Annotated in this window: 14 protein-coding genes; 7 read left to right on the top strand and 7 right to left on the bottom strand. The window is 66.1% G+C overall.

Features of this window, described 5'->3' with window-relative positions; genetic code table 11:
• Positions 1-126: 126 nt before the first annotated feature.
• Positions 127-492, bottom strand: a complete 366-nt coding sequence (locus MWU77_RS23875; RefSeq protein WP_308198867.1) for a hypothetical protein — start codon at positions 490-492, stop codon at positions 127-129.
• Entirely contained in the window at positions 489-950 is a 462-nt protein-coding gene (locus tag MWU77_RS23870; RefSeq protein WP_169689964.1) for an Asp23/Gls24 family envelope stress response protein, read from the bottom strand. The genes MWU77_RS23875 and MWU77_RS23870 overlap by 4 nt, the downstream gene beginning before the upstream one ends.
• A gap of 209 nt (positions 951-1,159) precedes the next feature.
• Here MWU77_RS23870 and MWU77_RS23865 point away from each other — a divergent pair, with 209 nt between their 5' ends.
• Together MWU77_RS23865 and MWU77_RS23860 are read left to right on the top strand one after the other, a co-directional pair.
• Positions 1,160-2,341 (top strand): FAD-dependent oxidoreductase, encoded by a 1,182-nt coding sequence (locus MWU77_RS23865; RefSeq protein WP_247274954.1) that lies wholly within the window; start codon positions 1,160-1,162, stop codon positions 2,339-2,341.
• Between the two features lie 32 nt (positions 2,342-2,373).
• The gene (locus MWU77_RS23860) at positions 2,374-3,150 is read left to right on the top strand and encodes a glutamate racemase (protein ID WP_169689962.1); all 777 of its coding nucleotides are present in this window, start codon (positions 2,374-2,376) and stop codon (positions 3,148-3,150) included.
• A gap of 32 nt (positions 3,151-3,182) precedes the next feature.
• Here the strand turns inward: MWU77_RS23860 and MWU77_RS23855 are convergent, their stop codons facing one another.
• Both MWU77_RS23855 and MWU77_RS23850 read right to left on the bottom strand, forming a co-directional pair.
• Positions 3,183-3,818 (bottom strand): TetR/AcrR family transcriptional regulator, encoded by a 636-nt coding sequence (locus MWU77_RS23855; protein WP_169689961.1) that lies wholly within the window; start codon positions 3,816-3,818, stop codon positions 3,183-3,185.
• Positions 3,819-3,894: 76 nt separating this feature from the next.
• Positions 3,895-4,257, bottom strand: a complete 363-nt coding sequence (locus tag MWU77_RS23850) for an SPW repeat protein (RefSeq protein WP_169689960.1) — start codon at positions 4,255-4,257, stop codon at positions 3,895-3,897.
• 266 nt (positions 4,258-4,523) lie between these two features.
• Here MWU77_RS23850 and MWU77_RS23845 point away from each other — a divergent pair, with 266 nt between their 5' ends.
• Complete coding sequence (locus MWU77_RS23845) at positions 4,524-5,765, top strand: MFS transporter (RefSeq protein ID WP_169689959.1); 1,242 nt, start codon at positions 4,524-4,526, stop codon at positions 5,763-5,765.
• A gap of 24 nt (positions 5,766-5,789) precedes the next feature.
• Here MWU77_RS23845 and MWU77_RS23840 read toward each other — a convergent pair whose 3' ends face one another.
• The gene (locus tag MWU77_RS23840) at positions 5,790-6,845 is read right to left on the bottom strand and encodes a ferredoxin--NADP reductase (RefSeq protein WP_169689958.1); all 1,056 of its coding nucleotides are present in this window, start codon (positions 6,843-6,845) and stop codon (positions 5,790-5,792) included.
• 293 nt (positions 6,846-7,138) lie between these two features.
• On the opposite strand from MWU77_RS23840, the gene mdo reads away from it, so the two are divergent.
• From mdo to MWU77_RS23825, 3 genes are all read left to right on the top strand, one after another.
• On the top strand, positions 7,139-8,410 hold the full coding sequence (gene mdo, locus MWU77_RS23835) for an NDMA-dependent methanol dehydrogenase (RefSeq protein ID WP_169689957.1): 1,272 nt from the start codon (positions 7,139-7,141) through the stop codon (positions 8,408-8,410).
• Between the two features lie 106 nt (positions 8,411-8,516).
• Positions 8,517-9,575, top strand: coding sequence for a MoxR family ATPase (locus MWU77_RS23830; protein ID WP_169689956.1), 1,059 nt, complete (start codon positions 8,517-8,519; stop codon positions 9,573-9,575).
• Positions 9,576-9,582: 7 nt separating this feature from the next.
• Entirely contained in the window at positions 9,583-11,106 is a 1,524-nt protein-coding gene (locus tag MWU77_RS23825) for a VWA domain-containing protein (RefSeq protein ID WP_169689955.1), read from the top strand.
• A gap of 25 nt (positions 11,107-11,131) precedes the next feature.
• Here MWU77_RS23825 and MWU77_RS23820 read toward each other — a convergent pair whose 3' ends face one another.
• Both MWU77_RS23820 and MWU77_RS23815 read right to left on the bottom strand, forming a co-directional pair.
• The gene (locus MWU77_RS23820; protein ID WP_247274953.1) at positions 11,132-11,614 is read right to left on the bottom strand and encodes an SRPBCC family protein; all 483 of its coding nucleotides are present in this window, start codon (positions 11,612-11,614) and stop codon (positions 11,132-11,134) included.
• A gap of 36 nt (positions 11,615-11,650) precedes the next feature.
• Complete coding sequence (locus MWU77_RS23815; RefSeq protein WP_247274952.1) at positions 11,651-11,998, bottom strand: helix-turn-helix transcriptional regulator; 348 nt, start codon at positions 11,996-11,998, stop codon at positions 11,651-11,653.
• A 160-nt stretch (positions 11,999-12,158) separates the two neighbouring features.
• Between MWU77_RS23815 and ggt the strand changes: the two genes are divergently transcribed.
• Positions 12,159-14,138: a gamma-glutamyltransferase gene (gene ggt, locus MWU77_RS23810; protein WP_247274951.1), complete on the top strand. Its 1,980-nt coding sequence runs from the start codon at positions 12,159-12,161 to the stop codon at positions 14,136-14,138.
• Positions 14,139-14,170: the final 32 nt, after the last annotated feature.

Raw genomic sequence — 14,170 nt, 5'->3', positions numbered from 1 at the left:
GCGGAGACACGAAATGCCTGCGGAGGTGATGTCAGACGGCACGGGTTTTCCCGTCCGCAGTCGCTGGTGAAACAGGAATTCTCGGATGTGAGTCCGAGAATCCCCGTCCTTCAGGGCGGGGAGTAGTCAAGATGTCACCTGATTCTCTGCGGAGATCTGGTCGGCGAGGGGCCGTCGGATGTCCTGGAACACCACGCGGACCGGCCCGTCGACGAGGGGTTCGACATACCGCCGCACTGCTTCGCCCAGTGCGGGAAGGTCGGCGGGGTAGAGGGCGGTCACGTGGATCTCGCACACTCCGGGACCCAGCCGGATGCCGGAGACACGCCTGCAGGGAAGGTACGTGGCGACTTCACCGAACTCACCACCGTGCAGAGCGGCGATTCCGGCGATGCTCAGCACCGTGCTCGCGACGTCGTCGACGAGATCGGCGTCGTTGCGGTCGGCGCGCGTGGAGGCGTCACCGTTCGGGGTCCGGGCGTCCACGGTCACTGCACGCGAGGCTTCTGCTCCGCCCCGGCCTCCACCGCCTCGTCCGGGAGGACGACGTCGAACACCGTGATATTGACTTCGGTGACTTCGAGCCCGGTCATGCGCTCGACTGCCACGATCACGTTGTGGCGGATGGCGACGGCCAGTTCGTGGAGCGCAACGCCGTATTCGGCGACGATGCCGATGTCGATCGCGGCCTGCTTCTCGCCGACTTCGACGGCCACGCCCTGACCGTGATTGATCCGAGCCCCCGGAATCCGGTCGCGGAGGGCGCCGACGACGCGCGCGGTGCCCGCGCCGACGTCGAACACCCCGCTGATCTCGCGCGTGGCGATTCCGGCAATCTTTGCGACGACGGCGTCCGCGATGATCGTCCGTCCCTGGGTGTCGACGGGGCCGGGAGACGAACCGGCTCCGAATTGCACGCGGCTGAGTCCTGCGCCGCTGTCGCTCGTCATGAAAACTCCCTCGTGGCTGTGTCGCGTGGGGCTGTGCCGGTCGCGTATGGAGATCTTCGTTTGTACTTTCGACCCTAAGTATCCGCCAGGGCGGGAGGAGATGTGCCGCGCAGAGCCGATCGGCGCTCTGTTCACCGCCACTTGTATTTGGTATGAAGACCCGAAGCAATCACGTGGCAGATGTCACGACTTCAGGAGGATGGACTCAGGTGGCAGTTGATCGGATCGTCGTTGTCGGAGCGGGACTCGCCGGTGTGCGAACCGCGGAGGAATTGCGCCGCGCAGGGTTCGAGGGCGAACTGGTGCTCGTGGGCGACGAGACGCACCTGCCCTACGACCGCCCGCCCCTGTCGAAGGACGTCCTCCGCGGTGACCGCGACGACACCACGCTGCGCCCCCAGGAGTTCTTCGAGGAGCAGAGGATCGATCTGCGGCTCGCCAGCCCGGCCGCGTCGGTGGACACGGCAGCGAAGACTGTCACCCTCGCCGACGGGACCGAGCTGAACTACGACGAACTGGTGATCGCGACGGGCCTTCGTCCGCGGCGGATCCCGGGTCTGAAGGAACTCGCGGGCGTACACGTACTGCGATCGATGGACGACAGTCGCGCGCTGCGTGAAGACGTGGTGCCGGGAGCACGCGCTCTTGTGGTCGGCGCCGGGTTCATCGGGTGCGAGGTTGCAGCCAGCCTGCGTGCGAAAGGTGTCGAGGTCGTGCTCGTCGAGCCTCAGGAGACTCCGCTGGCGTCCGTTCTCGGTACCGAGGTCGGTTCGTTGGTCTCGCGACTCCATACCGAAGAAGGGGTCGATGTCCGGGCCGGGGTCGGCCTGGCCGAACTCCGCGGCGACGACCGAGTCACCGCCGCCGTGCTCGGCGACGGCTCCGAAGTCGCTGTCGATCTGGTTGTGCTCGGTATCGGGTCGATCCCTGTCACCGAGTGGCTCGACGGATCGGGCATCGAGCTCGACAACGGTGTCGTGTGCGACGAGGTGGGTCGCGCGTCGGCTCCCCACGTCTGGGCGGTCGGCGACGTCGCCTCCTGGCAGCTTCCCGACGGGGGTCGTAAGCGCATCGAACACTGGACCAACGCGGGTGAGCAGGCCACCGTGCTCGTGAAGGCTCTGGTCTCGGGCGATGTGGGGGTTGCGTCGGCGGTGCCCTACTTCTGGAGCGACCAGTACGAGATCAAGATCCAGGGGCTCGGTGCGGTACGCGGCGACGACACCGTGCACGTTGTGCGCGACGATGGCCGCAAGTTCCTGGCCTTCTACGAACGTGATGGCCGGCTCGTCGGTGTCGTCGGCGGTGGCATGCCGGCTCAGGTCATGAAGAACCGGATGAAGATCGCGGCGGGCGCACCCATCGAGGAGTTGCTCGCCACCATGGCGTGAGTCCGAGCGCCCGGACCCGTTAGATTCGTAGGGTGATCGTTGCTCTTGTCGACTCGGGTTTCGGGCTGCTTCCGACGTCCGCGTGGTTGCGGCGCCTGCGCCCCGACATCGACCTGATGTTGTCGATGGACCCCGCAGGCGCACCGTGGGGTCCGAAGCCGTCCGATTGGGTCATCGAGCGTGTAGTCACGACGGCCCGGCGGGCAGTGGAGCGGGGAGCCGAGGTCGTGGTTCTGCCGTGCAACACCGCGTCCGTCACCGCCCTCGACCACGTGCGCGCCGACCTCGGCGCGGATGTGCCCGTCGTGGGCACTGTTCCCGCGATCAAGCCGGCGGCCGCCGTCTGCGGGTCGGTTGCGATCTGGGCGACCGCGGCGACCACTGCGAGTCGGTACCAGGCCGATCTGATCGCACAATTCGCGAACGGCAGCGACGTCGTCGGGGTCGCGTGCCACGGTCTCGCCGATGCGATCGATCGTGGTGACCGCGACGGCGCGTCCGCCGCGATCGCTTCGGCCGTCGAGCGTACGCCCGACGATGTCCAGGGCGTCGTTCTCGGGTGCACGCACTATCCGCTTGTTGCGGACACGATCGTTGCGCAGTTGCCCGCGGGGGTGCGCTTGTTCGACAGCGCCGAGGCCGTCGCGCAGCAGACACTGCGCAGAATGGACGCGCTCGGCCGTGATTCGCCGGGATCGGGGCGCATCGAGGTGTTTCTCAGCGGCGAGCGTGGCACCCTCCCGGAAGGTGCCCGCGCATTCGCAGCCGGACGCGAGTTGTTCGGGACGGCTCCGAACCCGATCGGCTGAGTTCGGGGCCCCGCGTGGCGGCAGCGTGGTCGTCACGCCCATAGCCGGGCCGACATCCCCGGCAGTGGCGTCATCCTGGACATTCCTGCCGCGATCAAGCGTGCGATGTTCTGTAGTTCTTCGTGGGCACGCGGCAGTCCGTCACGACCGAACAGTCGGTCGTTGGTGGCTGCGGAGAGCATCGCCGACACCCATGTCGTTGCCGCAGTGCGCACGGCGCTTGCGGACACGGGCGCCGGTGAACTCGCCTGGAGCACGCGCATCGTCGTGTCGTGGAGGTACGCGCGGAGCGTCCGCACATGGGTGCGCACGTCGGTGTGTGTTTCTGCCTCCCGCCAGATGATCACGCGGAGTACCGAGGAAGCGTTCTGCCCGAGGTTCAACGCGGTGTCCAGATTGACCAGGCTCGTTGCCGGATCGCCCGGTGCGACGAGCGCGACGACGTCGGAGATCGGTTCGGTGGGGAGTCGTTCAGCGATCAACGCGTCGAGGATCGCCTCCTTCGTGGGGAAGTAGTAGAAGATCAGGCCCTTCGGCACGTGCGCTGCCGTCGCGATGGCAGTGGTGGCGGTCGAGTCGAATCCGTGCTCCGCGAACAGTGCCTCGGCTGCATCGAGGATGCGGGTGCGCGCAGCCTGCGCAGTACCGCGATCGAGGTGCCTGCTCACTGATCACCTCCGCGTAGGAGAATGCCGGTGAAGTCGGCCGGGACGGCTCGGCCCCACCGGCGTGACGGTGATCGGATCAGTGATGTGTTGCCAGGCCGCCTCCGTGCATGCGGGTATTCATGGCGGGCAGCGCAGCGACCGCGACGACCACGGTCAGCACACCGACGACCCATGCGGTCCACGACGCTCCGCTGAATGCGGTGTACGACATCACCCACGGCGAGATGAACAACAGTGCGCCGAAGATGCCCATGGCGTAGTCGATCGTAGCTGTTGCCGGGCTCATGATCTGTGCAATGCCGCACAGGGCGACGAGCACACCGAGGACGATGAGCGACCACATGGCGTTGGAATTGGTGTCCAACCACAGTGGTGAGAGGGCGGCGAAGACGCCCAGAACGACGGCTACGTAGTCCTGCAGCCGGCTGTCGGAGAACATGGTGGCCTCCTTGAGAAATGTGTCTGTGAGGATGTGTCCCTCACTTTCGGTATATGCCTGATCGACCGGTCGGTCAATGACCGGGCGAGTTGCCAAGTGATAAACCTTTCTGCAGCCCAGCACGGTTGTCGGGGTTGATCGTGACGTAAGCGAAATATTTTCCCGGACGACGATGTTGCACAGGCAGCAGCGCCGTGATGTGCGGCGCTGCTGCTCGTGTCTTGTTTCCTTGTTTCCTTGTCGCCGGTTCGTCTGCTGGAGGTTCGATGGCTCCGTCCGCCCCATCCGATGCCGGATCGCGTGTTTTCGGATTTGCGGTCATGGGGGTGGGGGCGTTCACCCTCACCGGATCGTCTGCGGCGCCGTCACCTCTGTACCCCGTTTACCAGGAAATGTGGGGATTCTCGGCGGCCGTGCTCACCGTGGTCTTCGCGATCTACGTCGTCTCTCTGCTCGCGACCCTGCTCACCGTAGGTTCGTTGTCGGACCGCATCGGCCGCCGTCCGCTCGTCGGTGCCGCGATGCTGATTCTCGCGATCTCGATGGTCGTGTTCATTCTCGCTGACAGTGCGGGATGGTTGATCGTGGCGCGCATCATCCAGGGATTGGCGGTCGGTACCGCTACGGGCGCAGTCGCCGCGGGGATGATCGACCTGCAACCCAACCCTCGGATCGGCCCGCTGATCAACAGCATCGCACCGTCGCTCGGGCTAGGGCTGGGTGCGGCCGGCGCCGGTCTTCTGGTTCAGTTCGCGCCGTTCCCGACGGTGCTGAGCTATGCGCTCGTCGCGGCCCTCGCGATCGCGATCGTGATCGCGCTCCCGTTCGTGCCGGAGCATTCGCAGCCCGAAGGGTTCTCCTCTCGGAGGGAAGCGCTGCGTGCCCTGAAGCCGAGTGTCGCGCTCCCGCAGGGAGTGCGTGCGCAGTTCTTCTTGGTCCTGCCGTGCTTGATGTCGGCATGGGCGCTCGGCGGCCTGTACATGTCCTTGGGGACATCGATCGTCGATGCGGTGTTCGGTATCGAGGACCGGCTCGTTGCCGGGCTCGCCGTCGCGACCCTATTCACAGCGGGCTCGGTCGCGGCAGTGGTCATGCGACGATTCGCCGAACTCCGTGTCGTCGTGACGGGCGTGGTCCTGCTTGCGGCCGGTGTCGTCGTGGTTGCGGCTGCCCTGCTGTCGGGCATGGTGGTGCTGTACTTCGTGGGCACCGCGGTCGCCGGGTTCGGCTGGGGGTCCACGTTCCTGGGTGCCATGGGAATCGTGAGCGGCCTGGGTCGCCCCAACCAGCGGGCGCAGATCTTCGCGACCATGTTCGTGGTCTGCTATCTCGCGTTCTCGGTTCCGGCCATCGCTGCCGGCGTGGCCACGGGCACGTTCGGGCTCACCGCCACCGCGGTCGGTTACAGCGCGATTGTCGCGACGCTCGCACTCACGTCCGGGATCGCGCTGGTGCTGCGGCAGCCGAAGCGTGCGCCGGTGCGCCTCGAGGAGGTCACACCGGCGTAGGAGCCGCAGACACCCTGAGGGTGATCAGAATTCGATCTTGAGGGTGTCGGTGACGGGACGCGCCTGGCAGCCCAGGATGTAGCCTGCCTCGATGTCCTCGGGATCGAGAACATCGCAGTGTTCCATCTCGACCTTGCCTTCGAGGACAGTGCACGCGCACGAGCCGCACTCTCCCTCCTGGCACGAGTACGGCACGTCGATGCCCTTGGCCAGCATGATGTCGACGAGCGTCTGCTTGCGAGGCCACGACAGGGTGTGGACCTCGCCGTCGAGTTCGACCTCGACGGTCGCTGCGTCGGCGGCCTCCTCGTCGCTGATCTCGACGGGCTCGTGGTCGGCGAACGGATCTCCGGCGAGCGAGTTGAACACCTCGGCGTGCACGCTGGTGCGCGGCATTCCGGCATCGTGTAGCGCCTGGTGCACCGCGTCCATGAACGGGCCGGGTCCGCACATGAATGCTTCGCGGTCGGCGAACGGCGCTGCGACGGTGGCGAGCTGTGTCGCTGTGGGCAGGCCCTGCACCGACTCGAGCCAGTGCAGGACGGTGAGCCGGTCGGCGTGCTTCTCACCGAGTGCGCGCAGTTCTTCGGCGAAGATGACGGATTTCTCGTCGCGGTTGGCGTACACCAGTGTGACCTTGCCCGAGCCCTGCGTCAGCGCGGACTTGAGGATCGAGATGACCGGGGTGATGCCACTGCCTGCTGCGAAGAGCAGGAAGTCGTGGTCGAAGGACTTCGGCGTGAAAACCCCGGACGGAGGAAGGACCTCGACCTCGTCGCCCGCCGAGATGCTGTCGCACAGCCAGTTGGAGCCGTAGCCGTCGACGGTGCGCTTGACGGTCACCTTGGGGGCATCGTCCGTGAACGGTGAGCTCGCCAGGGAATAGCACCGAGCGACCGAGCCCGTTCGGTCGCTGGGGATGCGCAGCGTGAGGAACTGGCCGGGCTTGTAGGCGAACTTCTCGCGCAGTTCTTCGGGTACGGCGAAGACGATCGAGCGGCTGTCCGACGTCTCTTCGATGACGGCAGACACGGTGAGAATCACCGATCGTGACCCGTGCGGCACCTCGACTGTCGTCATGGGGTTGTCCTCTCGTGCAAACGTGGGGCGGCAGTGTGCTGCTCACCACAATTTCTAGAACGTGTTCTAGTTTGAAGAATACCAGCCGTAGTGCGGCACCGACACGCTACCGGGAGCGGGCCCCGGATGTGCTGCCCACCCGTTCGGTCCCGGCCCGCCTGCCCGATCGGACGGTCCCGTCGCCGCAGCCGGACGGTTTCCGTGCGGAGCCCTTCTCCAGGCGAACTCCCTGGTCGATTGTGGGTCGTGCATGAGGCGTACATCACACCCGCCGATAATCGAGGAGAATCACGATGGCAATCGAGCTCAACCAGATCTGGGATTTTCCCATCAAGGAGTTCCACCCCTTCCCGCGCGCTCTCATGGGAGTCGGGGCGCACGACATCATCGGTGTCGAAGCCAAGAATCTCGGGTTCAAGCGCACCCTTCTGATGACCACCGGCCTGCGCGGTTCCGGGATCATCGAAGAACTCGTAGGCAAGATCGAGTACCAGGGTGTCGAGGTCGTCCTCTACGACAAGGTCGAGTCCAACCCCAAGGACTACAACGTCATGGAAGCGGCGGCGCTGTACCAGAAGGAGAAGTGCGACTCGATCATCTCCGTCGGCGGCGGCTCGAGCCACGACGCTGCGAAGGGCGCGCGCGTCGTCATCGCTCACGACGGCCGAAACATCAACGAATTCGAAGGCTTCGCGAAGTCCACCATCAAGGAGAACCCGCCCCACATCGCGGTGTCCACCACGGCAGGCACCGGCTCGGAGACCTCCTGGGCCTACGTCATCACCGACACCTCCGACATGGATCACCCGCACAAGTGGGTCGGCTTCGACGAGGCGACGATCGTCACTCTGGCCATCGATGATCCGCTGCTCTACTACACCTGCCCACAACACTTCACGGCGTACTGCGGGTTCGATGTCCTCGCTCACGGTTCCGAGCCGTACGTCTCGCGCCTGGACTTCGCGCCGTCGCTCGGTAACGCTCTGTACTCGATCGAACTCGTCGCGAAGAACCTGCGGGAGGCGGTGTACGAGCCCCGCAATCTCAAGGCGCGTGAGGGCATGATGAATGCCCAGTACATCGCTGCGCAGGCGTTCAACTCGGGCGGTCTCGGAATCGTGCACTCCATCTCGCACGCGACGTCGGCGTTCTTCGACAGCCACCACGGCCTCAACAACGCGATCGCGCTTCCCCGAGTGTGGGAGTACAACCTGCCGTCGCGTTACGAGAACTACGCGCGCATTGCGACGGCGATGGGTGTCGACACCCGCAACATGACGACCGTGCAGGCTGCCGACGCTGCGGTCGAGGCCGCTATCCGGCTGGCGCAGGACGTCGGGATTCCCGACAACTTCGGCCAGGTGCGCACCGACTCGTACGAGAAGAACCGGATGAACACCGGCAAGTACGCCGGCCGCGGCGAAACGATCCCGGGCGACGAGAAGACCGTGCGGGCGATCTCGGAGCACATCCAGGGCGACTGGTGCACCCCGGGCAACCCCCGTGAGGTCACAGTCGAGTCGATGATCCCCGTCGTCGATCACTGCATCAATCGGTCGTACTGACCCGACAGGACCCCGCGCCCGGGGGCGGCTTGCCCCTGCCCGCTCCCGGGTGCGACCCCACGCACTGCCCGCTCCCGGGCCTGAGCCCGCACGCACCGGAGGATCCATGACCGCCTTCTCCAACGGCGCCGAATTGCAGTCCGCGCTGCGCCGGCACGACTACATCGCCGACGACGAATTCGCGACCGTCGTTCACCTCGCCACCGCACTCGAGCGACCGCTGCTGCTCGAAGGTCCGGCCGGTGTGGGAAAGACGGAGCTCGCCAAGGCGCTCGCCACAGTCGGCGGTCGCAGGCTGATCCGGCTCCAGTGCTACGAGGGTCTCGACGACAGCCGCGCGCTGTACGAGTGGGACTACGCCAAACAGTTGTTGCATGTACAGATGCTGCGCGACCGGATCGGTGAACTCCTCGGACAGTACCCCGACATTGCCGACGCGTCCCGATTCCTCGCCGAACAGGACTTCGGTCTCTATTCGGAGGCGTTCCTCTCGGTCCGCCCGCTGCTCGATGCGGTGCTGTCGCCGGAACCGGTGGTGCTCCTCGTCGACGAAGTGGACCGGACCGAAGAGTCCATGGAGGCACTGTTGCTCGAGGTTCTCGCCGAACGTCAGGTCACGATTCCCGAGGTCGGCACGTTCACCGCCCGTTCGATGCCGTGGGTGATCCTCACCTCCAACGACACCCGGGAACTGTCTCCGGCTCTCAAACGCCGCTGTCTGCACTATCACGTGGGATACCCGACCCTCGAACGCGAACGGGAGATCGTGACCGCCCGCGCACCCGAGGTGTCCTCGGGTACCGCGGGGCAGGTCGTCGAACTGGCGCGCACACTGCGCGATCTGCCATTGCGGAAAAGCCCGTCCATCTCCGAGGTGATCGATGCGGCTCGTGCCGCGTCGGTGATGGAAAACGGTGCACCCGAGTCGAATCCGGTGGTCGATATGCGTGACGTACTGCTGTCTACGTTGCTCAAATACACCGGTGACGTGGACCTCGTCAAGAATCGCCTCGACGGTGCGGCGCCGGTACCGGCACCCGCTGCCGCGTCGATGCCGGCGGAACGTGTGACCGTGGCGTCGAATCCTGCCAACACCACCACGGCGGTCTTCCGGGGTCGTGGTGGAGGCGGTCGCGACGCGGCCGGCAGCGGTGCGCGGCGGTGACCGCGCCATGCATGTGAGTGCTCCTGAGCACCGGCGCGCCGGGCACCCGTTGGACGTGGTGTCCGCAGTGTTCGGTCTGCTGCTGCGTAAGCACGGTGTCGCGGCTTCACCCGCCGAAACCATCGAAGTGCGTAGGGTGTTCGGCCTTGTGGGGGCCCGTGATCGCGGGGCGTTGCGGTCGTGCCTGCGCGCGGTATGCGCGAAATACCCGCACGAACGTGCCGGTTTCGAGCGCGCTTTCGACGAGCTGTTCGGTGCGGTGGACGCGGCGAAGGCCGATGCGCACGACCCGCTGCGTGCCCAGTTCGCCGACTCTCTTCCCACCGCTCTCGAGATCGACGACGATCCGAGCATCGCCCGCTACGCCGAATACAACGAGCGTGCTGCAGAGGTCGGCGACCACTTCGACACTCCCGAGGCCGAGAAGGGCTTCAATCCGCACAAGGACGACGACGATGTGTCGATGACGTCGTCCGATGCCGAGTTGTCTGTCGACACCGGTGCGGACTCGGGCCGGCGCGGTGTGACCTACACGGTCGACGTCGATCGGGCCGGTTCGACGACGGTCGGCGAACTGTCCGCGGATCCTGGTGCCGCGGTCGTCGGGTCGTTGTCGTGGGACGACCCGACGTCCATCCTCGCGTGGCTCGATGCATACGATCCGCACCGAATGTACGGCGGCGACGTCGTCGACGGGCCACTCAGCGAGGCGCAATTGAGCCGTCTCGTCGACGCAGTCGAGGCGTTCGTGGCATCGCTGGCCGGGGTGAGTCCGTCCGGCACCGAGGAGGTCGAAGCTCCGGAGTCCCGTGACGCGGCAGGTGTCGATCGTGCCGAGATCGAGCTCGCGTGCCACGAGGTGCTGCGGCGGATGCGCGGTCCCGCGCGACCGCGCCCCCGTGAACTGACCCGCGGCCGGCTCGACATGCGCCGCACCGCGCGCGCCGGGATGCGCACCGACGGAGTGCCGTTCCACCTCGTCGTCCGTGCCCCGCGTCCCGATCGCGTGCGATTACTCGTGCTCGCCGACGTGTCGCTGTCGGTCCGCCCGATCACCGCGTTCACGCTGCGTCTTGCGCAGGCGATGCATGGTCGCGCACATCGCTGCAGGGTGGTCGCGTTCGTGGATCGCCCGGTGGACGTGACACAGCAGCTGCTCGCTGCCGACGGAGACGGTGCGCTCGCGGCGGTGCTTGCGCACCCCGGCGTGGATCTCGAGGCCAGCAGCGATTACGGCAGGATGTTCGACGAACTGCTCGCCGAACACGCGGGCTCGATGGACAGTCGAACCTCGGTTCTGGTCGTGGGGGACGGGCGGTGCAACGGGTTGCCGGCGCGGGTCGATCACCTCGAAGAGTTGCGGCGACGGGTTCACCGCCTGGCGTGGATCACGCCCGAGCCGGAGCGGTACTGGGCCCAGGCGACATGCGCGATGTCCGACTACGCGGACGTGTGCGATCACGTGGTCGTTGCGCGTGACGGCGAACAATTGCTCTCGCACGCAGCGGAACTCGGCCACGCACTTCGGTGATCGGTGCGTGGCCGAGCCCTACTGTTCACGGTGCCGACACGCGTGCCAGAACTTCGTCGAGCCGGTCGTAGCCCTGGCTCATGCCGGTCTCCATCCCGGACGATGCCATTCCGTCGCGAGCCTCCATACTTGGATACACCGCATGGCCGCTGAGCCTGCAGCGCCCGCCGCCGAGATCGGTGAAGGTGAGGAACTCGATGCTCACCACATCGGCAAATCCATCGAATTCGAATGTCTGAACCGCGAATTCGTTCTCGCGCACGGTGTGGAAGACTCCCGTGAACGTGTACGAACCATCGTTGTCGGTGTGGGTGTACCGGTAGCTGCCGCCGGTGCGGAAATCGTAGTGGTCGATCGTCATCTCCATGCCGCGCGGGCCGAGCCACTGCACGATGAGGTCAGGGTCCTTGTGGGCGCGGAACACGTCGGCGACAGGAAAGTCGAATTCGCGCTCGTAGTCGATGAAGGGGACACCGTCGGCGACGGTGACGTTCATGGCGTTGCTCATGACGAACCTTTCCGAGGGAGGTTCCGCCGGGAACCTCTATGGTTTCGGGTCGGCCGAGTCCCCGGCCAGCGCGGCGTCGAGATCGCGGAACTGCTGTTCCTTGACCAACCGGTAGCGGTCGATCCAGGCGGTCAGCATCTCCAGCCGCGCGGGATTCAGATGGACGGGACGGCGCTGGGCGTCGCGTGTGCGAGTGACGAGTCCGGCGTGTTCCAGAACCTGAATGTGCTTCGAGATCGCCTGTTTGGTGATCGCGAAGGGTTCCGCGAGTTCGTTCACGGTGGCGGGCCCGCGGCTGAGCCGGGCGACGATGCGGCGGCGGACCGGGTCGGCCAGGGCAGTGAATGCCAGGTCGAGTTGGTCGTCGTTCGCGTCGTCGTGCATGGTCGGGCCTCCATTTTGGCAACCTTCTGGTTTATCAACCATCTGGTTGAATAAAGGATGCGCTCGCACGTGCCTCCTGTCAAGGGCCGTTCGGAGAAGTTCGAACGGCCGTGTAGTTCGAATGCCCGCGCAGCTGCGATCACGCGGTTACCGTCGGAGGATGATCTCGGGGGCGAGAATACGATCGGGAATCAGGGTCGCTGCTGCAGCGGCGGTGGCGCTCGCGCTCGTCGGCGCGTGCGCGTCGGGAACCGAGGGCAGCCACAGCGACGACACGCAGGGCGCCGCCGAGACCTGTACCGCGGGGCCCAACGGCACCCCGCTCACGGGCGCACCACCGTCGCCGGAGACGGGTGAACGCGATATCTCGACCAATCCCGAGATCGCCACCGGCTATCGCACGGGCATGACCGCGGTGACCGCCGATTCGTATGCGGTCTCGACTGCGAATCCCGTCTCCACCGAGGCGGCGTGCGCAGTCCTCCGCGACGGTGGCACCGCCGCCGACGCACTGGTGGCGGCGCAGATGGTGCTCGGACTTGTCGAACCGCAATCGTCCGGCATCGGCGGTGGTGCGTTCCTGGTGTACTACGACGCCGAATCCGGCGAGGTCCAGGCATACGACGGCCGCGAGACGGCCCCCATGTCCGCGACCGAGAACTACTTGCGCTGGATCAGCGACACCGACCACACGGAACCGAAGCCAGACGCGCGCGCCAGCGGGCGGTCGATCGGAGTGCCGGGCGTGTTGCGCATGCTCGAAATGGTGCACGCCGAACACGGCTCGACGGGCTGGGCCGACCTGTTCGACCCCGCGATCGAACTCGCCGACCAGGGAATCGTGATCAGCGACCGGATGGCCGATTCGATCGCCGACTCCGCGGCGCAACTTGCTGTCGACGACGACGCCCGCGCGTATTTCCTGCTCCCGGACGGGAACCCCAAACCGGCGGGGGAGACGCTCACCAACCCGGCCATGGCCAAGACCCTCGGCGCGATCGCCGCGGGCGGTGCCGACGCCTTCTACACAGGCGACATCGCGCAGGCCGTCGTCGACGCGACGGCAACCGACTCGGGTGGACGCACGCCCGGCACGATGACCCTCGCCGATCTCGCCGGATACGAGGCGAAAGCGCGCACACCCCTGTGCACCCCGTACCGCGACTACGAGATCTGTGGGATGCCGAATCCGTCGTCCGGTGGTGTGACGGTGGCCGCAACACTGGGCATCCTCGAGAACTTCGACCTCGCCGGGTTGCCGCCCGGCGACGTCGATTCCGACGGTGGTGTGCCGGACGCAGATGCCGTCCATCTGGTCTCGGAGGCCGAACGACTCGCCTACGCGGATCGCGACAAGTACGTCGCCGATTCCGATTTCGTTCCGCTGCCCGGCGGTTCGCTCGACACCCTCGTGAACCCGGAGTACCTCGCCGAACGTGCCGGCCTGATCGATCCGGGCAAGAGCATGGGCGAAGCGCAGCCGGGTGATTTCGGGCCCGTGCCTCTCGGTGTTCCCGAACAGACCCCGGAACACGGCACCAGCCACATCTCGGTTGCCGACAGCTACGGCAACGTCGCATCCATGACGACGACGATCGAGTCGGCGTTCGGGTCGTTCCACATGATCGATGGTTTTCTGCTCAACAATCAGTTGACCGACTTCGCTGCCGAGCCGGTCGACGAGGACGGCATGCCCGTCGCCAACAGTGTTGCGCCGGGGAAACGTCCCCGCAGTTCGATGGCCCCGACCCTCGTATTCGACCGCACCCCCGACGGTGGACGCGGCGATCTGCAGATGGTCGTCGGATCGCCCGGTGGCTCGGTGATCATCCAGTTCGTGGTCAAGACCCTGGTCAACTCGCTCGATTGGGGCCTCGACCCGCAGCAGGCCGTCTCGGCAGTGTCGTTCGGGTCTGCGAACACGCCGGTCACCGGAGTCGGTGGAGAACACCCGGCGATCGATGCGTCCGACGACGGCGCGCAGGACCCCCTCGTGCAACAACTCCGCGACATGGGGCACGAGGTGTCCGTCGCCCCTCAATCCAGCGGGCTCAGTGCGCTCCAACGCGACGGCGAAGGCTGGATCGGTGGCGCCGATCCGCGCCGTGAAGGCGCCGTCATGGGAGACACCGGTCAGTGACCACGACCTGCACCGACGAGACCTGTCGTGAC

Source organism: Rhodococcus sp. F64268, assembly GCF_023015605.1.
Classification (GTDB): Bacteria; Actinomycetota; Actinomycetes; order Mycobacteriales; family Mycobacteriaceae; genus Rhodococcus.
Note: the sequence above shows the minus strand (reverse complement) of the source record. Positions and strands in the feature narration are given on the sequence as shown.

Bases quoted from the DNA above. Each gene is read 5' to 3' on its own strand.
- MWU77_RS23825 (WP_169689955.1), top strand. From the start codon at position 9,583: ATGCATGTGAGTGCTCCTGAGCACCGGCGCGCCGGGCACCCGTTGGAC.
- MWU77_RS23820 (WP_247274953.1), bottom strand. From the start codon at position 11,614: ATGAGCAACGCCATGAACGTCACCGTCGCCGACGGTGTCCCCTTCATC.
- MWU77_RS23845 (WP_169689959.1), top strand. From the start codon at position 4,524: ATGGCTCCGTCCGCCCCATCCGATGCCGGATCGCGTGTTTTCGGATTT.
- mdo (WP_169689957.1), top strand. From the start codon at position 7,139: ATGGCAATCGAGCTCAACCAGATCTGGGATTTTCCCATCAAGGAGTTC.
- ggt (WP_247274951.1), top strand. From the start codon at position 12,159: ATGATCTCGGGGGCGAGAATACGATCGGGAATCAGGGTCGCTGCTGCA.
- MWU77_RS23870 (WP_169689964.1), bottom strand. From the start codon at position 950: ATGACGAGCGACAGCGGCGCAGGACTCAGCCGCGTGCAATTCGGAGCC.
- MWU77_RS23850 (WP_169689960.1), bottom strand. From the start codon at position 4,257: ATGTTCTCCGACAGCCGGCTGCAGGACTACGTAGCCGTCGTTCTGGGC.
- MWU77_RS23830 (WP_169689956.1), top strand. From the start codon at position 8,517: ATGACCGCCTTCTCCAACGGCGCCGAATTGCAGTCCGCGCTGCGCCGG.
- MWU77_RS23815 (WP_247274952.1), bottom strand. From the start codon at position 11,998: ATGCACGACGACGCGAACGACGACCAACTCGACCTGGCATTCACTGCC.
- MWU77_RS23840 (WP_169689958.1), bottom strand. From the start codon at position 6,845: ATGACGACAGTCGAGGTGCCGCACGGGTCACGATCGGTGATTCTCACC.